The organism is Bdellovibrio sp. NC01 (assembly GCF_006874625.1).
Classification (GTDB): Bacteria; Bdellovibrionota; Bdellovibrionia; order Bdellovibrionales; family Bdellovibrionaceae; genus Bdellovibrio.
In genome coordinates this window covers 2,594,844-2,610,692 of record NZ_CP030034.1, presented here as the reverse complement: position 1 = coordinate 2,610,692, position 15,849 = coordinate 2,594,844, and the positions used below count along the sequence as shown (strand labels likewise).

At 44.2% G+C, this 15,849-nt stretch carries 16 protein-coding genes; 6 read left to right on the top strand and 10 right to left on the bottom strand.

Features of this window, described 5'->3' with window-relative positions; genetic code table 11:
- Positions 1-4 precede the first annotated feature (4 nt).
- From DOE51_RS12495 to DOE51_RS12485, 3 genes are all read right to left on the bottom strand, one after another.
- Entirely contained in the window at positions 5-1,690 is a 1,686-nt protein-coding gene (locus DOE51_RS12495) for a DUF1501 domain-containing protein (protein ID WP_210415528.1), read from the bottom strand.
- Positions 1,691-1,702: 12 nt separating this feature from the next.
- Positions 1,703-3,301: a hypothetical protein gene (locus DOE51_RS12490; protein ID WP_142696895.1), complete on the bottom strand. Its 1,599-nt coding sequence runs from the start codon at positions 3,299-3,301 to the stop codon at positions 1,703-1,705.
- A gap of 86 nt (positions 3,302-3,387) precedes the next feature.
- Entirely contained in the window at positions 3,388-4,209 is an 822-nt protein-coding gene (locus tag DOE51_RS12485; RefSeq protein ID WP_246845072.1) for an outer membrane beta-barrel protein, read from the bottom strand.
- A gap of 165 nt (positions 4,210-4,374) precedes the next feature.
- Between DOE51_RS12485 and DOE51_RS12480 the strand changes: the two genes are divergently transcribed.
- Positions 4,375-5,352 carry a cytochrome c gene (locus DOE51_RS12480; RefSeq protein WP_142696894.1) on the top strand — a complete coding sequence of 326 codons (978 nt, stop codon included), beginning with the start codon at positions 4,375-4,377 and terminating at the stop codon, positions 5,350-5,352.
- A 56-nt stretch (positions 5,353-5,408) separates the two neighbouring features.
- Positions 5,409-5,894 (top strand): YceI family protein, encoded by a 486-nt coding sequence (locus DOE51_RS12475; RefSeq protein WP_142696893.1) that lies wholly within the window; start codon positions 5,409-5,411, stop codon positions 5,892-5,894.
- Positions 5,895-5,949: 55 nt separating this feature from the next.
- Here DOE51_RS12475 and DOE51_RS12470 read toward each other — a convergent pair whose 3' ends face one another.
- Complete coding sequence (locus DOE51_RS12470) at positions 5,950-6,672, bottom strand: hypothetical protein (protein WP_142696892.1); 723 nt, start codon at positions 6,670-6,672, stop codon at positions 5,950-5,952.
- A gap of 12 nt (positions 6,673-6,684) precedes the next feature.
- Positions 6,685-7,860, bottom strand: coding sequence for a porin (locus DOE51_RS12465; RefSeq protein WP_246845071.1), 1,176 nt, complete (start codon positions 7,858-7,860; stop codon positions 6,685-6,687).
- Between the two features lie 81 nt (positions 7,861-7,941).
- On the opposite strand from DOE51_RS12465, the gene DOE51_RS12460 reads away from it, so the two are divergent.
- Complete coding sequence (locus tag DOE51_RS12460; protein ID WP_142696891.1) at positions 7,942-8,622, top strand: PilZ domain-containing protein; 681 nt, start codon at positions 7,942-7,944, stop codon at positions 8,620-8,622.
- 31 nt (positions 8,623-8,653) lie between these two features.
- The gene (gene folE, locus DOE51_RS12455; RefSeq protein ID WP_142696890.1) at positions 8,654-9,373 is read left to right on the top strand and encodes a GTP cyclohydrolase I FolE; all 720 of its coding nucleotides are present in this window, start codon (positions 8,654-8,656) and stop codon (positions 9,371-9,373) included.
- Positions 9,374-9,425: 52 nt separating this feature from the next.
- Here folE and pepN read toward each other — a convergent pair whose 3' ends face one another.
- Positions 9,426-12,053 carry an aminopeptidase N gene (pepN, locus tag DOE51_RS12450; protein WP_142696889.1) on the bottom strand — a complete coding sequence of 876 codons (2,628 nt, stop codon included), beginning with the start codon at positions 12,051-12,053 and terminating at the stop codon, positions 9,426-9,428.
- A gap of 26 nt (positions 12,054-12,079) precedes the next feature.
- On the opposite strand from pepN, the gene DOE51_RS12445 reads away from it, so the two are divergent.
- Together DOE51_RS12445 and DOE51_RS12440 are read left to right on the top strand one after the other, a co-directional pair.
- Positions 12,080-12,436, top strand: a complete 357-nt coding sequence (locus tag DOE51_RS12445; RefSeq protein ID WP_142696888.1) for a VOC family protein — start codon at positions 12,080-12,082, stop codon at positions 12,434-12,436.
- A gap of 57 nt (positions 12,437-12,493) precedes the next feature.
- On the top strand, positions 12,494-12,874 hold the full coding sequence (locus tag DOE51_RS12440) for a group III truncated hemoglobin (RefSeq protein ID WP_142696887.1): 381 nt from the start codon (positions 12,494-12,496) through the stop codon (positions 12,872-12,874).
- Here DOE51_RS12440 and DOE51_RS12435 read toward each other — a convergent pair.
- The 4 genes from DOE51_RS12435 to DOE51_RS12420 all read right to left on the bottom strand — a co-directional run bounded on the left by DOE51_RS12435 (position 12,871) and on the right by DOE51_RS12420 (position 15,724).
- A complete protein-coding gene (locus tag DOE51_RS12435) occupies positions 12,871-13,614 on the bottom strand; it encodes a hypothetical protein (protein ID WP_142696886.1) in 744 nt (247 codons plus the stop codon). The two genes, DOE51_RS12440 and DOE51_RS12435, sit on opposite strands and share 4 nt — an antisense overlap.
- Before the next feature lie 185 nt (positions 13,615-13,799).
- Complete coding sequence (locus tag DOE51_RS12430) at positions 13,800-14,297, bottom strand: hypothetical protein (protein ID WP_142696885.1); 498 nt, start codon at positions 14,295-14,297, stop codon at positions 13,800-13,802.
- Entirely contained in the window at positions 14,294-15,166 is an 873-nt protein-coding gene (locus DOE51_RS12425) for a hypothetical protein (protein ID WP_246845069.1), read from the bottom strand. The genes DOE51_RS12430 and DOE51_RS12425 overlap by 4 nt, the downstream gene beginning before the upstream one ends.
- Before the next feature lie 78 nt (positions 15,167-15,244).
- Positions 15,245-15,724: a hypothetical protein gene (locus DOE51_RS12420; RefSeq protein ID WP_142696884.1), complete on the bottom strand. Its 480-nt coding sequence runs from the start codon at positions 15,722-15,724 to the stop codon at positions 15,245-15,247.
- Positions 15,725-15,849: the final 125 nt, after the last annotated feature.

Sequence of the window (15,849 nt, the reverse complement as noted above, 5' to 3'; positions counted from 1 at the left end):
TCTCCTAAGTCACAATCTTCGGTGTTGCGAGTGCTTTTAATTGGCCACCCGATAAATTCACAAGCGAAGCCGCCGTGTTCGTGAACGGATTGTGATCAACACCTAAAAGAGTTGTCACAGTCGAAGCCGCCATTGTCGGAGTCGGAATACCTTTTTGATTGTAGCCACTGATCGCAGCGCCCACACCTTGCGTACCTTCGTAATTAGTACCCGGGCCGTTCAAAGAGATATTACCAACAACGATCGGACCATTGTTGAATGCGCCAGAGAATGCAGATGTCACCATCTGATTGTAACCGTGGTCACTGCCAGTGCCATTCGTGCGGCCGGTGCGACCGAAGTCACCTTGAACTTGCACCACGGTGTTTTCCCAGATAGTTGGGCCCAACTGATCCATCAATTCCAAAATACCCGCAGTCAAACCGCGATAGTAGGCTGTTGCAAGAAGCACCACCATCGGTGAGCCTGTTGCATGCATATCAAGACCTAAATTTCGTGCTGTGGCTGCTGTTTCACCAACACCACGAAGCATAAGACCATTCAAAGAATCAGAACGCACATCGATGGAAGCCGCTAAGCCTTCTTTCAAAATATATTCGGCAAGCGCCAAGCTTTCTGCAAGATTCTGAATCGTTGCATTTTCAATGGCAGTGCGAACGTCAAATTCTTTGCTAATTTTAAGAATGTCGCCAGTGCCGACAGCCCATTGCGCACTTTCAGACGATTTCAAAACTTTGTCGCTGATGTATGCAAGATTGGATTCGCGAACCGAAGATTCAATCGCAGCTTTATAACGTGGAACTGCTGCCGCCCAATAGCTTGTTAAATTCGACACGCCTTTTTTCATCATTTCGGTCGCGTTCGTCAGATTCTGACCCACGATTTTCGCCCCCGAGTTTTCAGAGCGTGAGTAAGCTTTCAAGCGTGCTTGCGCCAACTCCATCGCATCTTTATAGTTCGCCTTCAGATTGGAAGCGCCTTTGTTTCCCGGTGCTGCAAAACCTTCCATCAAAGCTGACAGGGGAGTCGAGCCCGTTAATTTACTTTGCGCTTTTCCTGACGGCGATACGAAAGAGCTATTACCGCCGCGATCAGGCCACTGAATGGCATCGAAAGTCATTTTGTTACTTTCAGCACTGACTGCGTTGATCGTTGCGACACCGCCGATCGGTTGTTGCTGCATCAACATATTGAATTGATGACCATCAAGACCCGAACCGAAGCCACGAACCACAAGCATGTGATTCAAAAGATCCGTTAACGGACGTTTTTGTCCTTTGGAATTGTAAACGTTTTGACTAAATAAAATGGGAACGATGATGCCACGATAAGTCGTGGTCTTATAAATCGGCGTCGCCACACCTGATGAATTCCATTCGAATGCGTTACAGATCATCGGATTGACCATTTTCGTCGACGACACTGTGGCAAGGGCAGGGTCACTGGACGCTGTTCTTAACCATTGGTCAAATTGGTAGCGAATAGGTGCGCCTGACATTTGAATATTCACATAGTTACGACTGCCTTGCGTACCTGTCGTTTCCGCGTGAGCTTGCAAAATCAAATTGTCGACAATGCCTTCTGTCAATGCACGAAATGGATCGAACAAAAAAGTTCCGGCACCGATTGTCAGGGCACTGCCAAGGAAGTTTCGACGATTCATTTGTGTTTTCTTTGGACTATCACACATTTTCGAAACTCCTTATCTGTAGTTTTCTTTTTTGTAGTAATCAGAAGCCATAATATCTTCAAGTAACGTGATCACCGAACCTGTGCTGCGCAGTTTGCTTGCCAGATCATCAATAAAGTTTCGATCGGCAATGTCATTCGCAGTCAGTGACTTATTCATGTCTGCGTTGCGTGGATCGGTGCGATCGTACAACGGCACGGAAATCCCAGTCATAAACTCGAAATATCTTTTCGCTGCACACAAGTAGTAGTCATCCGTTTCGGACATCGCTTTACCAAGGCCTGCCATATCAGCGACGGACTTATCAACAAGAGCGCCTGTGAAGGAACGGAAGAACAAACGACCCGTTGGTTTTTGCAAATGGAAATCCGTCACAGGTTCTGTCGGCCAGCCGCTGACAGACGCATTTAAGGGTTTGTAAGTCGTCACTGCCACAGCCGTTCTGACATAAGCAAGTGGCGCGGCGATTAATTTACCAGCTGCATCGCGGGTGTCATCGCCGTCTTTATTAGGTAAGAAAATATCTGTCGCACCGACAGTGATGTTACGGGCCGTGTAAGCCATGGGATCTAAAGTCGCATGGCACATCACGCAGCTAGTGGAATTTCTAAACGGAGCAGTTGATGTTGTGCTTACAAAACTTTTAACGTCAGCTTCACGCAAAGCGGGTAGGCTCGCACACAAGAATGTATTCATGTTTGCTTGTGACCAACGACGCGCCACTTTTGTTTGGCCGTTGAACTTCATATTGTAACCGTGACCTAAGTTTTGCAAAACATAGATCGGGGAACCAAGCACACCGCCACCAAACGGTTTAAAGAAGTCATACGAATAATTCAATTTGCCAGCGGCATACGAACCTTTATCAGTCGCGGCACTACCTAATGGAGTGAGTGAAATGTTTGGCACCATCACAGACTCCGTCGTCGGACGAATACCAATCAGCGTGCCCACTTCGATTTGTGGCATTTTAATTTTCGTTGAAAGATGCTTGTTGATGTTACGACTGATCGTCGTATTTACAGAAGACGGTTCACGGAACGAAAACATCGACGTTGATTGAGCTGCATCATTTCTAATGAAACGACCTGGATGAGAAGCCACCCATTTCATACGGGCAGCGACCGCCGCATCTTCAGAACGCATGGCATGAACACCAGTAGTACGGTTTAAGACGTCAGAGTATTTCTGACCCACACCAAATACGGAATAAGTAACAGCAAGAGCGGGCTCTGAGGCATCATAAAGATCGGCTGTGCCGTTTTGTTCGCCAGAGGAATAACCCGAAATCGAATTGATATTGTTAGTAGGGAACCACGTGCGGTGGAACGTATAGAACGTATTCAGTACGGCCTTACTTTCAGTATCGCCTGGCGTGTTTAATGCTCCAGATTTCGCAAGCAAGCCTTTGCGTAGAACCTCACTGCATGCACTTTGCGCCGTCGTTTGACCGGCGATAACTTTTTTCATCAATGCGTGATTGAGAGGAACTGGTTTACCAGTCAACTGAACATAACAACGATTAAAGAAAGCTTGTGGAGTGAGGTCTTGAGCAGAAGCCGTTGAAGTGAAAGCTGTCGCTACAGCGATCTTCAATAAGATACCGTTCATGATTCGTTCCCCCTGTCTAAACGAATCGGTATGTTCTTGGTAACACTAAAGACTTTTGGACAGCTAATGGAACAGATCTCAAATTTTTATAAGTTCCAACCGTACCCAACTGAGAAAATCATTTGATTCGCAGATGAGGTGCTGTTGTTAGGGAACATGGCATATTCAAATTGGAACGGTATGAAATGGTCCTTGTTTAACTTATAGTCAACGCCCAAAGATCCCAAGATAGTTTGGTTAGTCGTCACTTTGCTTGTATCAAGCACGTTACTTGTTTTACCAATCGCAAACAAGAAGCCAAGACCCGCACCACCCCAGAATTCCATCGTCTTAGAATTCACGAAAGAGTAGCGCACCAGAGCATCGACACCCAGATAAGAAAGTTCCACTTTACAATCTGTCGAGCCATTGCAAATCGCAGAACTAGCAGTGCCGCTAGCAACCAACGTTTGATAACCGCCAGAGAATTTGACACTGATATTTTTATCCAGCTGCATTTGATAGAAGCCTAAAAGATTGTAACTCGTGCCCGACAAATCAACAGAGCTGCTTGCTGGTTTGACAGTCATCTTATTCATTGAATAACCCGCAGACAAACCCCAAGCGGCTTTATCTTTTGAACGGTGAGAACCTCTTGTGCTGCTTTCATCACGAGGTTCAAGGACAAAGCCTTCGGCGGCATTACCTTTTACGATACCTGCGATAGCGCGTGAACCTTTAACTTGGCGAATTTGCAAAAGACCTTTCTTTTTGCCTTCTTCATTAATGGCAAAAAATTGGTCACCCACTTTTGCTGTTTCTCCCTCGAGATCGATCAAGGCCTTGCCATTTTTAACGACGGTGATTTTCATCGCTTGTGCATGGAAAGAAACAAAGAAGATTGTCAGTGCTGCAATTAGTGTTTTCATCAATTGGTTTATCGTCATTTTTTGAATCAACTTAAGCCGTGTCTTCACATAGTTAGCTGGTAAATTCGCAATATGAGACGTTCTATTTACTCAGAAAAAACATGGAGCATTTAGATATGGAATTTTCTCGCGGTCTGCCGATAAGAACTAGACCTCGGGGGAATGATGAAGAAGCACTTTTTTAAAATCACTGGCTTGCTATCGGCAAGTGTGTTGATCCTCTGTTTCCAAAACTGTAGCGACATGGTCGTACAGGACTCCGTCGTTTATCAGTCGAGTCTGGCTGAATACGCCTCGAACATAGATAATGAAAATCTTTCGACTCTTTTGACGACAGATCGTTTGGCTTATTCAGGTGGTGGGTCCGTTACGAAAAACGCGCTGTTTATGGCAGAGCGTTTCAGTGCAGTGATCGCGGCAAATAAATCGGCGACTGGAACTTTGTTGTCTATCAATTCTGGTACCGGATTAGATGAAGGACGCGTTTCTGTCAGTAGTAATAAAATTACGGCGTATCATTTTTCCGATGCTTCTCGTTACACCTCATTAACAGCAAATGTTCCAAGCGAAGGCGATAAAATGGTTATCGCGGTTTCGTTTGGTATTCAGCCGAAGGACATCACACTTTTAGTAAACGGTGTTGTCCAAACAGGAACAATCACAACAACCGGCGTTCCCACTGAGTTTTCATATGTAGATAAAACCGTGACATTGGGAAATGTTCTTGATGCTATGGTGTACTCGGTGCCAGCAGATGAAAATTTGTTGTTAACGCCTCCGCAGTTGAACGTGATGTCTCGTTATATCGCGAGTGAGAATTCAATTGCGAACGTGATCTACGATCCGTCTTTGATGAATTATCAGGACGATTCGACAGTAGTTGCACCTGATCCATTGTTGGTTGCTGCGAAAGCGGTTGTAGATACGAACTGCACAAGCTGTCACTCGAACCTTGTAAACCTGACCCTTAGTAAAGCTATTAGCAGTGGCTGGGTTGTAAAAGGAAGCTTAAGTGGATCGAAGCTTTATTCTGCTTTAAAAGGTGCGGGCGTGTCAGGTGGTCGTAACGACATGCCACAAGGCGGGCAGTTAAGTGCAGCGGACAGACAGAAGATCGCTGACTGGATTCTGAGTATTAAATAGTAATTATTAAGGTATAATTTTTTTCGAAAGCATTAAAACCACAGGAGATCTTAGAAATGAAACTTACTTTTGCATCATTGATTGTCGCGATGGGAATTAGCAGCGCTGCATTTGCTCAGTCAGTAACTGTTGATGTGACATTGAACCCGATGGGTGATTTCAAAGCGAAAACTTCAGAAGTAAAAGGCGAAGCTGTCGTTAAAGGTGACGAAGTTTCTGCACAAAACATCGTCGTCAATTTGAAGTCTTTGAAAACGGGCGTAGAGCTTCGTGATAAGCACACGCAAAAGCATCTTGAAACAGATAAATTCCCAGAAGCAGTTCTTGTCTCTGCGACAGGTAAAGGTGGTAAGGGTAAAGGTGTTCTAAAAGTTCGTGGTATCGAAAAAGAAGTCGAAGGTACTTACAAAATCGAAGGCAAAGTTTTGAAAGCAGATTTCAAAGTAAATATTGCTGATTACGGTATCAAAGACATCAATTACATGGGTGTCGGTGTTGAAGACGAAGTGGTTCTTCATGTAGCCGTGCCAGTGAAAAATTAATTTGTACGAAATTTAAAAAGAAAAAAGCCGTCATCTCTGACGGCTTTTTTTATTTTTAATAGAATCTGTAAGCTAATCCAATCTTCCAGAACGTGGCACCTTTATCCAAAGGCCCAATCCCCTGATAAAAATCAATCGTGTCAGTCAGACGCAAATTCAAATCTGCAAGAGCTGTCAAAGTAAAGTTGCGAGTCGTATCAACTGTTAAGCCCGGTGTATCTGAAGGCCAGTCTACGCTGCGCATGTAAGCCATGCCAGTAACGCCAACATTCACGCGACCAGACAGGCGCCAGAATGCGCGCGGGCTGATCCCCAAAATTGTAAAAGCTTGTTTGTCTTTTTGATAAGTAATCGCAGAAACGTTGCCGCCACCATTAGCGCGTCCCGTACCAAAGAAGCCACCAAAGTTCCAACCCCAACGGTAATACACAACTTCTTTCTGGAAGCTGATCGAAAGACCGCTGTAGTTCGCAACGTCGTTATAAGTTTGACCCGCTTGTTTCAAGATCAACGGTTCGTTCCACTGCAAAGTTGAAAGACCCACAGCGTAAGAAGAAATCGAAGACACTTTTTTCTTCGGTTTGATTTCCGTTACAGAAGTATTTTCCGCGGGCGCAGCAGTTTCAGTCGAAGAAGTTGCCTCCGTCGATTCAGGCGCCATCGCAGCACTTTCAGCTTCAGCCTTTGGTGCGGCCTCGTCTGTTTTGGTCTCTTGCGCAAACGCGGCTGATGAAATCAAAGAAACAGCAAGTAGTGAAGTCAGAATATATTGTTTCATGCTATCTCCTTCTTAGTATGACACGTGCAATTGTGATTGAAGCATCCAGCTGTCGTATTGACCGCTGCCGTCTTCATAGGTTTTTCCATTCACAGCCATAATGCGGATTTCAGTACGCGGAATAGGGAAGAACATCGTGCCTACGCTCCAACGTAAATTTTCTGCGGAAGATTTTTTGATATCCGATTTGCTGGCCTCGATTGTTGATAACAAATTGTAACCGCGGCGGATGTTTACAAGTGATTGAATCCACGCATATGTACCAAGAATATTTGTGTCAGACGCTTTCGTCGTTTGATCTTTCAAACCAATTTCTGCAAGAATCGAACTGCCTTTTGATAGGCCGATGCGTGATGTGAACGCCAGCATGTTCCATTTCACAAAATCACTTTGTGACGTCATTGCTGAACCACCGATTTTGAATTTCTCAAAAACTTGGTATTCACCGCTAACCGCGAGACCTTTTTGTTTTTCAGGATCATCTTCGTAAGAGTTACCGAAGAACACGTTCGCAGCCACGTCCCATGTCGGATATGTGAAGTGCACAGTCGCACCCAAGGATTGGTCAAATTGTCCCAGCAAAGATGTTCTGTTGATCGAACGATTCACAGCCGTATGGTCGGCATTGCGAATACCAAAAGCTTTGTCCATCTGCCCGGCGTAGATCCACAAATTATTGTTCCATTTGTAGCGCAGATAGTACTCTTTCATGTACATCTGCCATTGCTTCACTTCAGCGTGCGGAGGATATTGATCCGCATAAGAAGCAGTTGTGATCAACGCGACAGTCTGCTTTTTGTCTGCAAAGAAGTTCATGTTGATGTCTTCTTGCATGTTGATCCATTTTTCCATTTTCTGGTTGCTGCCTGGGTTCGTTTGATACCACAAGCCGCGATATTTTAAGCCAGGGCGAATCCACCACGGAAGTTGTGTGGAGCCCAAGAAACCAGACTGCGCCGCAATTGTTTCTTCTTCTGTGCGTTTTGAATAGACGTCACGAGCTGTGATTTCTGTCGCAAACAAAGCACGACCGTAATCGTTCAATGCTCCGCCGCCCAGACCGTTGTAGTGGCAAGTGATACAAGACGAGTAGCCGTATCCGATAAAATCAGGATAAGCCGAAGCCTCTTGTGTGTTTAAAAGAAATAAAAGCGGCAATAATAAGAATGTAAATTTATTTTGTCTCACAATGAGACAACTATAGAAGACCAGGTCCGAGAATCAATAAAAAATTATAAACAAACTAGAATCAAACCGATAAGTTAGGCGATGGAAACAGCAAAAACCGCCGGTCTTGAACGTCCTTTCGTAGTTCAACTTGCAGCAGCAGTATTAATCGCAACTCCTTTAATGGATATCCTGACAGGGCAACGCACTGGCAGTTATCTTTTTGATGTCGTCAGTTGGATTCTTATTTTTGGAGCAGGTGCAAGTTTGATGGTTCGCCATAAATCTTCATGGATGTTGGGCATTATCCTTTGCCTTTCATTTGTGGGCTACACAGGTTACACGATTGTGTTGGCAATTGGCCCTGGTGGAAATCCTGTCACACAAACTGCGAAGCTTTTGGATTGTTTGCTTGTCGCATTTATCGTTGGTTCTGTTTTCTATTTCTTTCGCTACCCTTACTTGGATCGTCGCCAACATTGGTTTGCGCCAACGGGTTCGCGTTTTGCCGCACAAATTCCGGTTGTGATTAATGGCTCCATTCAGTCGCAAACCGTGGACTTGTCATACACTGGAGCACGTATTGCCGTGCCGCAGGGTAGTACCTTTAAAAAAGGGGACCGTGTGTCATTGGCGTTGACTGAGATCAACGATATTCTTTGTCACGGTCAAATCCTTGACGTTCAAGAGAGCTTTATTCGCGTTCATTTCGAGGACACTTCTGCGGCAGAACAAGAGCTCATTCGCCAATGGCTTTCGAGCCAGAATTTGCCAAAAGCATAAGATTCGGGCATAAGCATCGTGAAGGTAAACCATGGCTAAGAAAAAGAACTCGAAGAAAACACCTAAGAAACAAATCGAAATCGCTCCAGAAGAGACTCACATCATTCCTATGAGTGTGAAGAAGATCTTGGACAACGTTCGTCCGACTCCGATGATCCATAATGGTTTGAGTAACGAACAAAAGATCGAAAAAATCACAACCAAGTTCACAGAGATCCTGGAAGTTCTAGGTCTTGATTTGAATGACGACAGTCTTGTGGATACACCAAAACGTATCGCCAAGATGTACGTGAACGAAGTGTTTGGCGGTTTGGATCCACATAAGTTCCCTAAGATGACAGTGATTGAAAACACGATGAAGTACGATCAAATGATCGTAGTGCAAAACATCGAATGTCTGTCATTCTGCGAACATCACTTCTTACCAATCGACGGTATCGCGACGGTTGCGTATATCCCGAATAAGAAAGTGATTGGTCTTTCAAAAATCAATCGTATCGTTCAGTACTTCTCGCGCCGTCCACAGGTGCAAGAGCGTTTGACGAAACAAATTGCGGATTGCTTGCAATACGTGCTTGAAACAGATCATGTGGCTGTTCACATCAATGCCAAACACTATTGCGTGATGATGAGAGGTATCGAAGACACTCACAGCACGACAGCGACTTCCGATCTGCGTGGGCACTTTAAGACGTTGCCTCACACTCGTGAAGAGTTCCTTCGTCACTGTCACTTGCAACACAAAGGCTAATTCTTAAGAAATTTAGAATAAAAAAAAGGGAGCTCGAAAGCTCCCTTTTTTGTTATGTCGTTAGGGCGGACTGAAGAAGCTCTCGTGAGTTCTTCGATAAGTGCGGCAACTCAACCATGCGTTTGATTTGCGCCATGGCTTTATCCTTCATCGAAGGTTCAAGCTTTTGCACGAAGTTAAACGCTGCGCACAGGCGAGCCGCAACTTGCGGATTCTTCGCGTCGACTTCAAGGATTTTATCCGCATAGAACTCGTAAGAATTCAATTTTGGATCATTGAAGCGCACGATGTTCGCACCGAAAGCGCGAAGCAGTGAATACACGTTGTTAGGATTTTGCAAATTGAACGTTGGATGTTTTGTTAAATCCATTACGTCTTGCAAAACTTCTGAACGCGAAGTCGAAGTTGCTTGCGCTGTGAACCACTTATTGATCACAACCGAATCGTTTTTCCATTCGTCATGGAAGTGTTGCAGAGCCTTCGGACGGTGAGCAGAGTTGGAGTCAGCCAAGATCATCAAAGCCGTCATCTTATCTGTCATGTTTTGCGCGCTTGTGTATTGGTGATTTACCATTTCAAAAACTTCGGCATCATGAAGATCAGCAAGCAAGTGAAGAACCAAGTTTTTCAACTGACGGTGACCGAATACTTTTGTACTGCGGCTCTTAGGCTCAACACCATGATACTTGCGATAGATATCAAGCAGTGCAGATTTGTTTTCTTTCGCAAGAGCATAACGAACAGCCATGCGTGCTTGGTGGAACGCATCTGCATCCAATACTTTTTCAGATTGCGCCAAAATAGCATAGCTTGGAAGTTGCAACATCTTCGCTTTGAATGACGGATCCATGTGCTCATCACGGATGATTGCGCTCATCGCTTGCAAGTATTTTTGATCAACAACCAATGGCTGCCCTTCGCGCGCTTGACCGATCAAGCTTGAAAGAACACGAAGGCCGATTTTTTGCGCCATCTCGCGACGGTTGAAAGAATCGACGTCTTTGTTCATCAAGAAGAACAAATCATCTTCAGAAGCATCCCAGTGAAGGTTCACTGGCGCAGAAAATTCACGCAAGATTGAAAGCACAGGACGTTCTTTCAAACCTTTGAACACGTAAGTTTCTTTGGCTTCTTTAAGTTCGATCAAATGTTTGCCATCTGTATTGATCGTGATTTTTTCACAGTTCAACGGCAACTCAGCACCGTTTTTATCCAATAAGCCCATCATCAATGGGATATGGAACGGCTCTTTTGTTGGTTGTCCTGGAGTCGGCGGGCACGATTGTTCCAAAGTCAGGTGATACTCGCCAGAGGCAGCGTCATATTTTTCATGAACGCTTACAACGGGAGTTCCTGATTGATTGTACCAACGTTTAAATTGTGTGAAGTCTTTGCCATTCGGTTCAGCAATCGCGGCAGCGAAATCTTCTGTCGTCACAGCTTGACCGTCATGGCGTTTGAAATATTCATCCATACCTTTGCGGAAACCTTTACGGCCCACAATCGTTTGCATCATGCGGATCAATTCAGATCCTTTTTCGTAGATCGTCATTGTGAAGAAGTTATCAACTGCCATGCATGATTCAGGACGGACAGGGTGCGCATTAGGACCGGCATCTTCAGCAAATTGACCCGCTCGCAAAGCATCGACATCTTCAATACGTTGAACCGCACGCTCTGTCATATCCGCAGAGAATTCTTGGTCACGGAATACAGTCAGACCTTCTTTCAAAGAAAGTTGGAACCAGTTAGCAACTGTCACGCGGTTGCCTGTCCAGTTATGGAAGTATTCGTGCGCGACGACGGATTCAATGCTGTGGAAATCCGTGTCCGTTGCAGAAGAAGTATCCGCAAGAACCAAGCGAGAGTTAAAGATGTTCAAACCTTTATTTTCCATCGCACCGGCATTGAAATCGTCGATGGCAACGATCATGTAGTCATTCAAGTCGTATTCAAGACCGAAAACTTCTTCATCCCATTTCATCGCTTTTTTCAACGAATCCATAGCATGCCAGCAACGCTCTTGTTTGCCGTGAGAAGCATAGACTTCTAAATTCACCTTGCGACCAGAAGCTGTCGTGAATGAATCACGAATTACACCCAAGTCACCAGCAACGAGTGCGAACAAGTAACAAGGCTTTTTGTGTGGATCTTTCCAGTAAGCTTTGTGACGACCGTTGCCCAAATCTTCTTCTTTGATGCGATCGCCGTTAGAAAGAAGAACCGGGTATTTCTTTTTATCCGCTTCAATTGTCACAGAGTACGAAGTCATCACGTCAGGACGATCGAAGAAATAAGTGATTTTTCTAAAGCCTTGGGCCTCACACTGCGTACAGAAGATGCCGCTTGATTTATACAAGCCTTCAAGAGACGTGTTGTTTTGTGGCTCAAGTTCTGTTTCCACTTCCAAAGTGAACGTTGCAGGAACAGATTTTACGATCAACTCTTCAGGAGTGATTTGATATTGATCAGCGCTCAATGCCTGACCATTGATTTTGATCGAGATCAATTTCAAGTCTTCGCCGTTTAAACGCAATTCAGCGCCCGCAGTGAGCTGTTTCACCTGGCTTGTTGCCACAACTCGACAAAAGTCTTCATTCAAGTTGAAGTCGAGGTTGATAGATTCGACGGAAAAAGCTGGGCCTTTATAGTCCTTTAGATAAATTTTTTCTTGTTTCATAATGCCTCGCTTCCGATAATAGGTGAATGAGCTTGGTTTTCACTTCTATCACAATAAATACTATGCATCTACAGGACATGCTCGATTTTTATCGAATTATAGGCTTTCAATTTAAAGCCATCAAAGTCGATAAGGGCAGCGAAGTGTACAGAGCCACGCACAATGGTGTTGAATTCTCTCTGTATTCAATCAAAAACACGCAAAAGTCTCAAATTCCAAGTTTGCAATTGGGATTTCGTATTACCGAATTGGAAAAAAGTGTCGCTCAGCTTCAAAAAGTGAACGGCGCGATGTGCATTCTTGATCCAACTGAGATGCCAGATGGGATGAAATCGATCATTCTTGATCCAGATGGTCATTCTATCGAACTCGTAGAAGCATAAATTTCCACCTGACAGTTGCATAGCTTGTTTTCAAACAGTGCGCTATGATGAGGCATCATGAGCGCAAAAGACAATCGCAAACCCATCGAAACTCGCGAAGACATTCAAATCCTGGTCGACCGTTTTTACGATAAAGTTCGTAAAGATTCTTTGATTGGTCCCATCTTCAACGATGTGGCGAAAGTAAATTGGGAAGAGCATTTGCCGAAGCTCTACAATTTCTGGAGTGATTTGTTATTAGGCGAAGATACTTATCGTGGCCGTCCATTTCCTCCGCACATGAAGTTGAATCTTGTGCCTTCACACTTTGAGCAATGGCTGCGTCTTTTTGTTGAAACGATTGATGAGCATTTTATTGGAATGAAAGCCGAAGAGGCAAAGACGCGGGCGTTTAGAATCGCCCGCAATTTCATGATCAATTTAAATCTTTTGGATTAAGGCTGTACGATACAAGTTGGCAAGTTCGCGGAAACGGCTTGCAGACCAGCTGCACCCAATTTATACAGCAGACCGGTTCTTGTGAAACCTTCAGAAAGCTGCTCTTCCAAATCCTTCATTTGTTTTGGATCTTTCAAGCTCGCTGCAAATTCTTTTTTCTCTTCACTATTTGCCGACTGATTGACCATGTTGATAAGGGCTTTTTTAAATGTCGTTACTTTGGATTTGAAGACAACCTTTTCATAAACGGGTTTCAAATCATATTTAATAAAATAACCACTCTCAGTCAGGTTTGTCGGCTCGTTGATTTGCACGACAAGTTCAAAATAAAATTTTTCGTTATTGCCGATATCAAAGTTTTGAAAATTCATTGAGATCGCGTGACTAGTGATATCTTCTTTTGAGGCTGAAATCGGTTGTCCATTCTCGCGATAAAGTCGAAGGGCTGGCAAAGCAGGCAGTTGCAAGCTTTCCAAAACGACATTGGTTTCATTGTCATTTCTTTTCGAAATTAAACCGTCGGAATTCGCAATAAGAACGTGCTCTTTGCCATCGCGAACATTTGTGACTGTAAATTCAGCTTTTTTAAAACCCTTACCTAGGATAACCGAGTCCAATTTTTCTTGCGCTTCAGATTCAGTCGCCAATTTGCAGTTTTTATGAGTAATGACTTCCGTATTGACGGCAAATGCTGGGGTCACAAATGCAGAAGCTAAAATAAATCCAACCAGGCGTTTCATAGGGATTCCTTTTTCAGTAATTTAAGTAGTCCGAAAGCCATTTAGCAAAGCTAAGACCACCATAAGATGAAAGGAATTGGATTGTATGAGGTTTACTCTGAGTACACTTATGACAAGAGCTCAAAAGTGTCACATATCTAGGTCAAGCACCCCCTAGCCAGAGGGCGCTTGGAATTAGCTAATTTCTACTCGCAGTTGGGAAGCTGATATTTCACCTTATAAAGCAGGCGTCCAAAACTTTGTCTGCCCCGTGCATAGTCACGCACATCCATCTCAAAGGATGTTGGCAGAGTTTTAAGACTGCGATCATAACGAACGCAATAGCCGTTGCGATAATCAAGGCAATCAACACTTTCTTCCGTCAATGGCTGAGTCAGAATCTCTTCCTTGCTATCAACACGAAGAACTTTGTCTGGGCCATTGTTTCTAGACAGAATCAATGGAGAATCCGTTTTAATTGGTTCTATCGTGCGCGCATATTCGCCCGAGACACAGATACCAGTCACACCAATAGCACGACCTTGCATTTGCATCACAGGAACGTTGACGTCATATTTGCGATCTAACTTCAGAAGCTCATCGCGCGAAATGGAATTGCCTGAACCGCCAGCGCTGCCGCCACCACCAAGAGCGAAGGACATTGTCGAGATGAAAGTTAAAGTAAGGATGATTAAAAATTTCATTTAGCGGGCTCTTTCAAAGTGTCAGTGCTCGAGAATGTATAAGCGGGGATCGCGCCTTTAGCGCCTGGTTGCTTAAGTAGTTCTAATTTTTCTTTAAAGGCTTTTTCATCAATATCGATCCACTTTCGCAAAGTGACTTCGCTGATGGATTCGAAATACAACGACATGTGATTGGCATAATTGATATCGGTGTTTTCTGGCTTAGAATAGCTTTGCGTCAGTTGCAGGCCGACTTTTTTGATAGTCGCCGCACCAAACGAAGCTCTGCGACTGCCTAAAACGAAAGTGCCGTCTTGTTGTAAGTGCACCACGCGCATATCTAGCATCTTATGCAGAACTTCCAAGCCATACTCACCAAAACGTTTTTGTGCTGTTAAACGCGTAAAAGGAGCCGTATCAGCCAGGACATAAAGTTCTGCAAAAACACGGTCATTTTGTAGCTCGGCCTCAACATCCGCCAGATAGCTGAAACGTGCGCCTTGATTGACCTGTGGATCGTTCTTTTTAAGCTTAGCGCGAACTACAGCAGGGGCCGCGGCAATGATGTCTTGAACATTGTTAGCGCCCAGGATCACGGAATACAGCTTATACAGAGTTTGATAGCTCGGATTATGGGAAAGCAGCAAAAGACGGCGTAAGGTTTTGATATGAATTTCAGAGCGTTTACTGAGGTTTGCCAAGGCCTTCTTAGGATTGTCGAAATGCTCAAGATAATGGGTGATATCCTGTTGAACTTGCTCGCGCAAATTGACCTGAGGGACATTCGAAAGAGAGAGTTCCTGAAGTTCTGAATTCATTGTGCTTAGGTATAAAAGGAGAGGACGAATTTCTCCACCGGAATCACTTGGAACGGGGCTTATTTCAGACATGTCCAAGGTTTGTCCACTTTTTTGGGACAAAACCCCTTATCCCGGGGGATAAGGGGTTTCTGAGCTAACTAATAAATACTATTGGCAAGCTTGAACTGTGAAAGGCTTTTTGAACAAGAAGTTTACAACTTCGCGCTCGCCTTGAGTTTTCCAAGAGTAAACGCTTACGTTTACAGTTGTTGGGTATGTGCCAGACTCAACTTCATCGTGGCAAACATAACGTTGATTTTCGTGACCACCAACGTATTCACAAACAGAAACTGTGTGTTTGTAGTTCAATGAAGTAGAAAGGTATTTGTGACCGATAACTACAACAGTGTCTTTTTCTTTACCGTGAACTGTTTTAGTGATTGCTACTGGGTTGATAGTGCGAAGCATATCGCCATCAAGACAAACATCCATGTAACCAATTTGAGTGCCCATTTTTACTGTAGGAGCTTCGATTTTTAAGTCAAAAGCTTTAGTAAGAACTTCCCAAGAAGTGTTTACTGAGTATTTACCTGCGAATGCAGAAGAAGCTGCGAACAAAGACAATGCAAGAACCATAAGTGATTTCATTTGATCTCCTTTTTGTTGATGAATCCGATGTGCCATCGAGGATGACATTCAAGCAATCGTAAAAACGAAGCTTTAATGAAAATGCGGGACATGTGTTGTTTGGCTTTGGTGATTCTGGACAAATC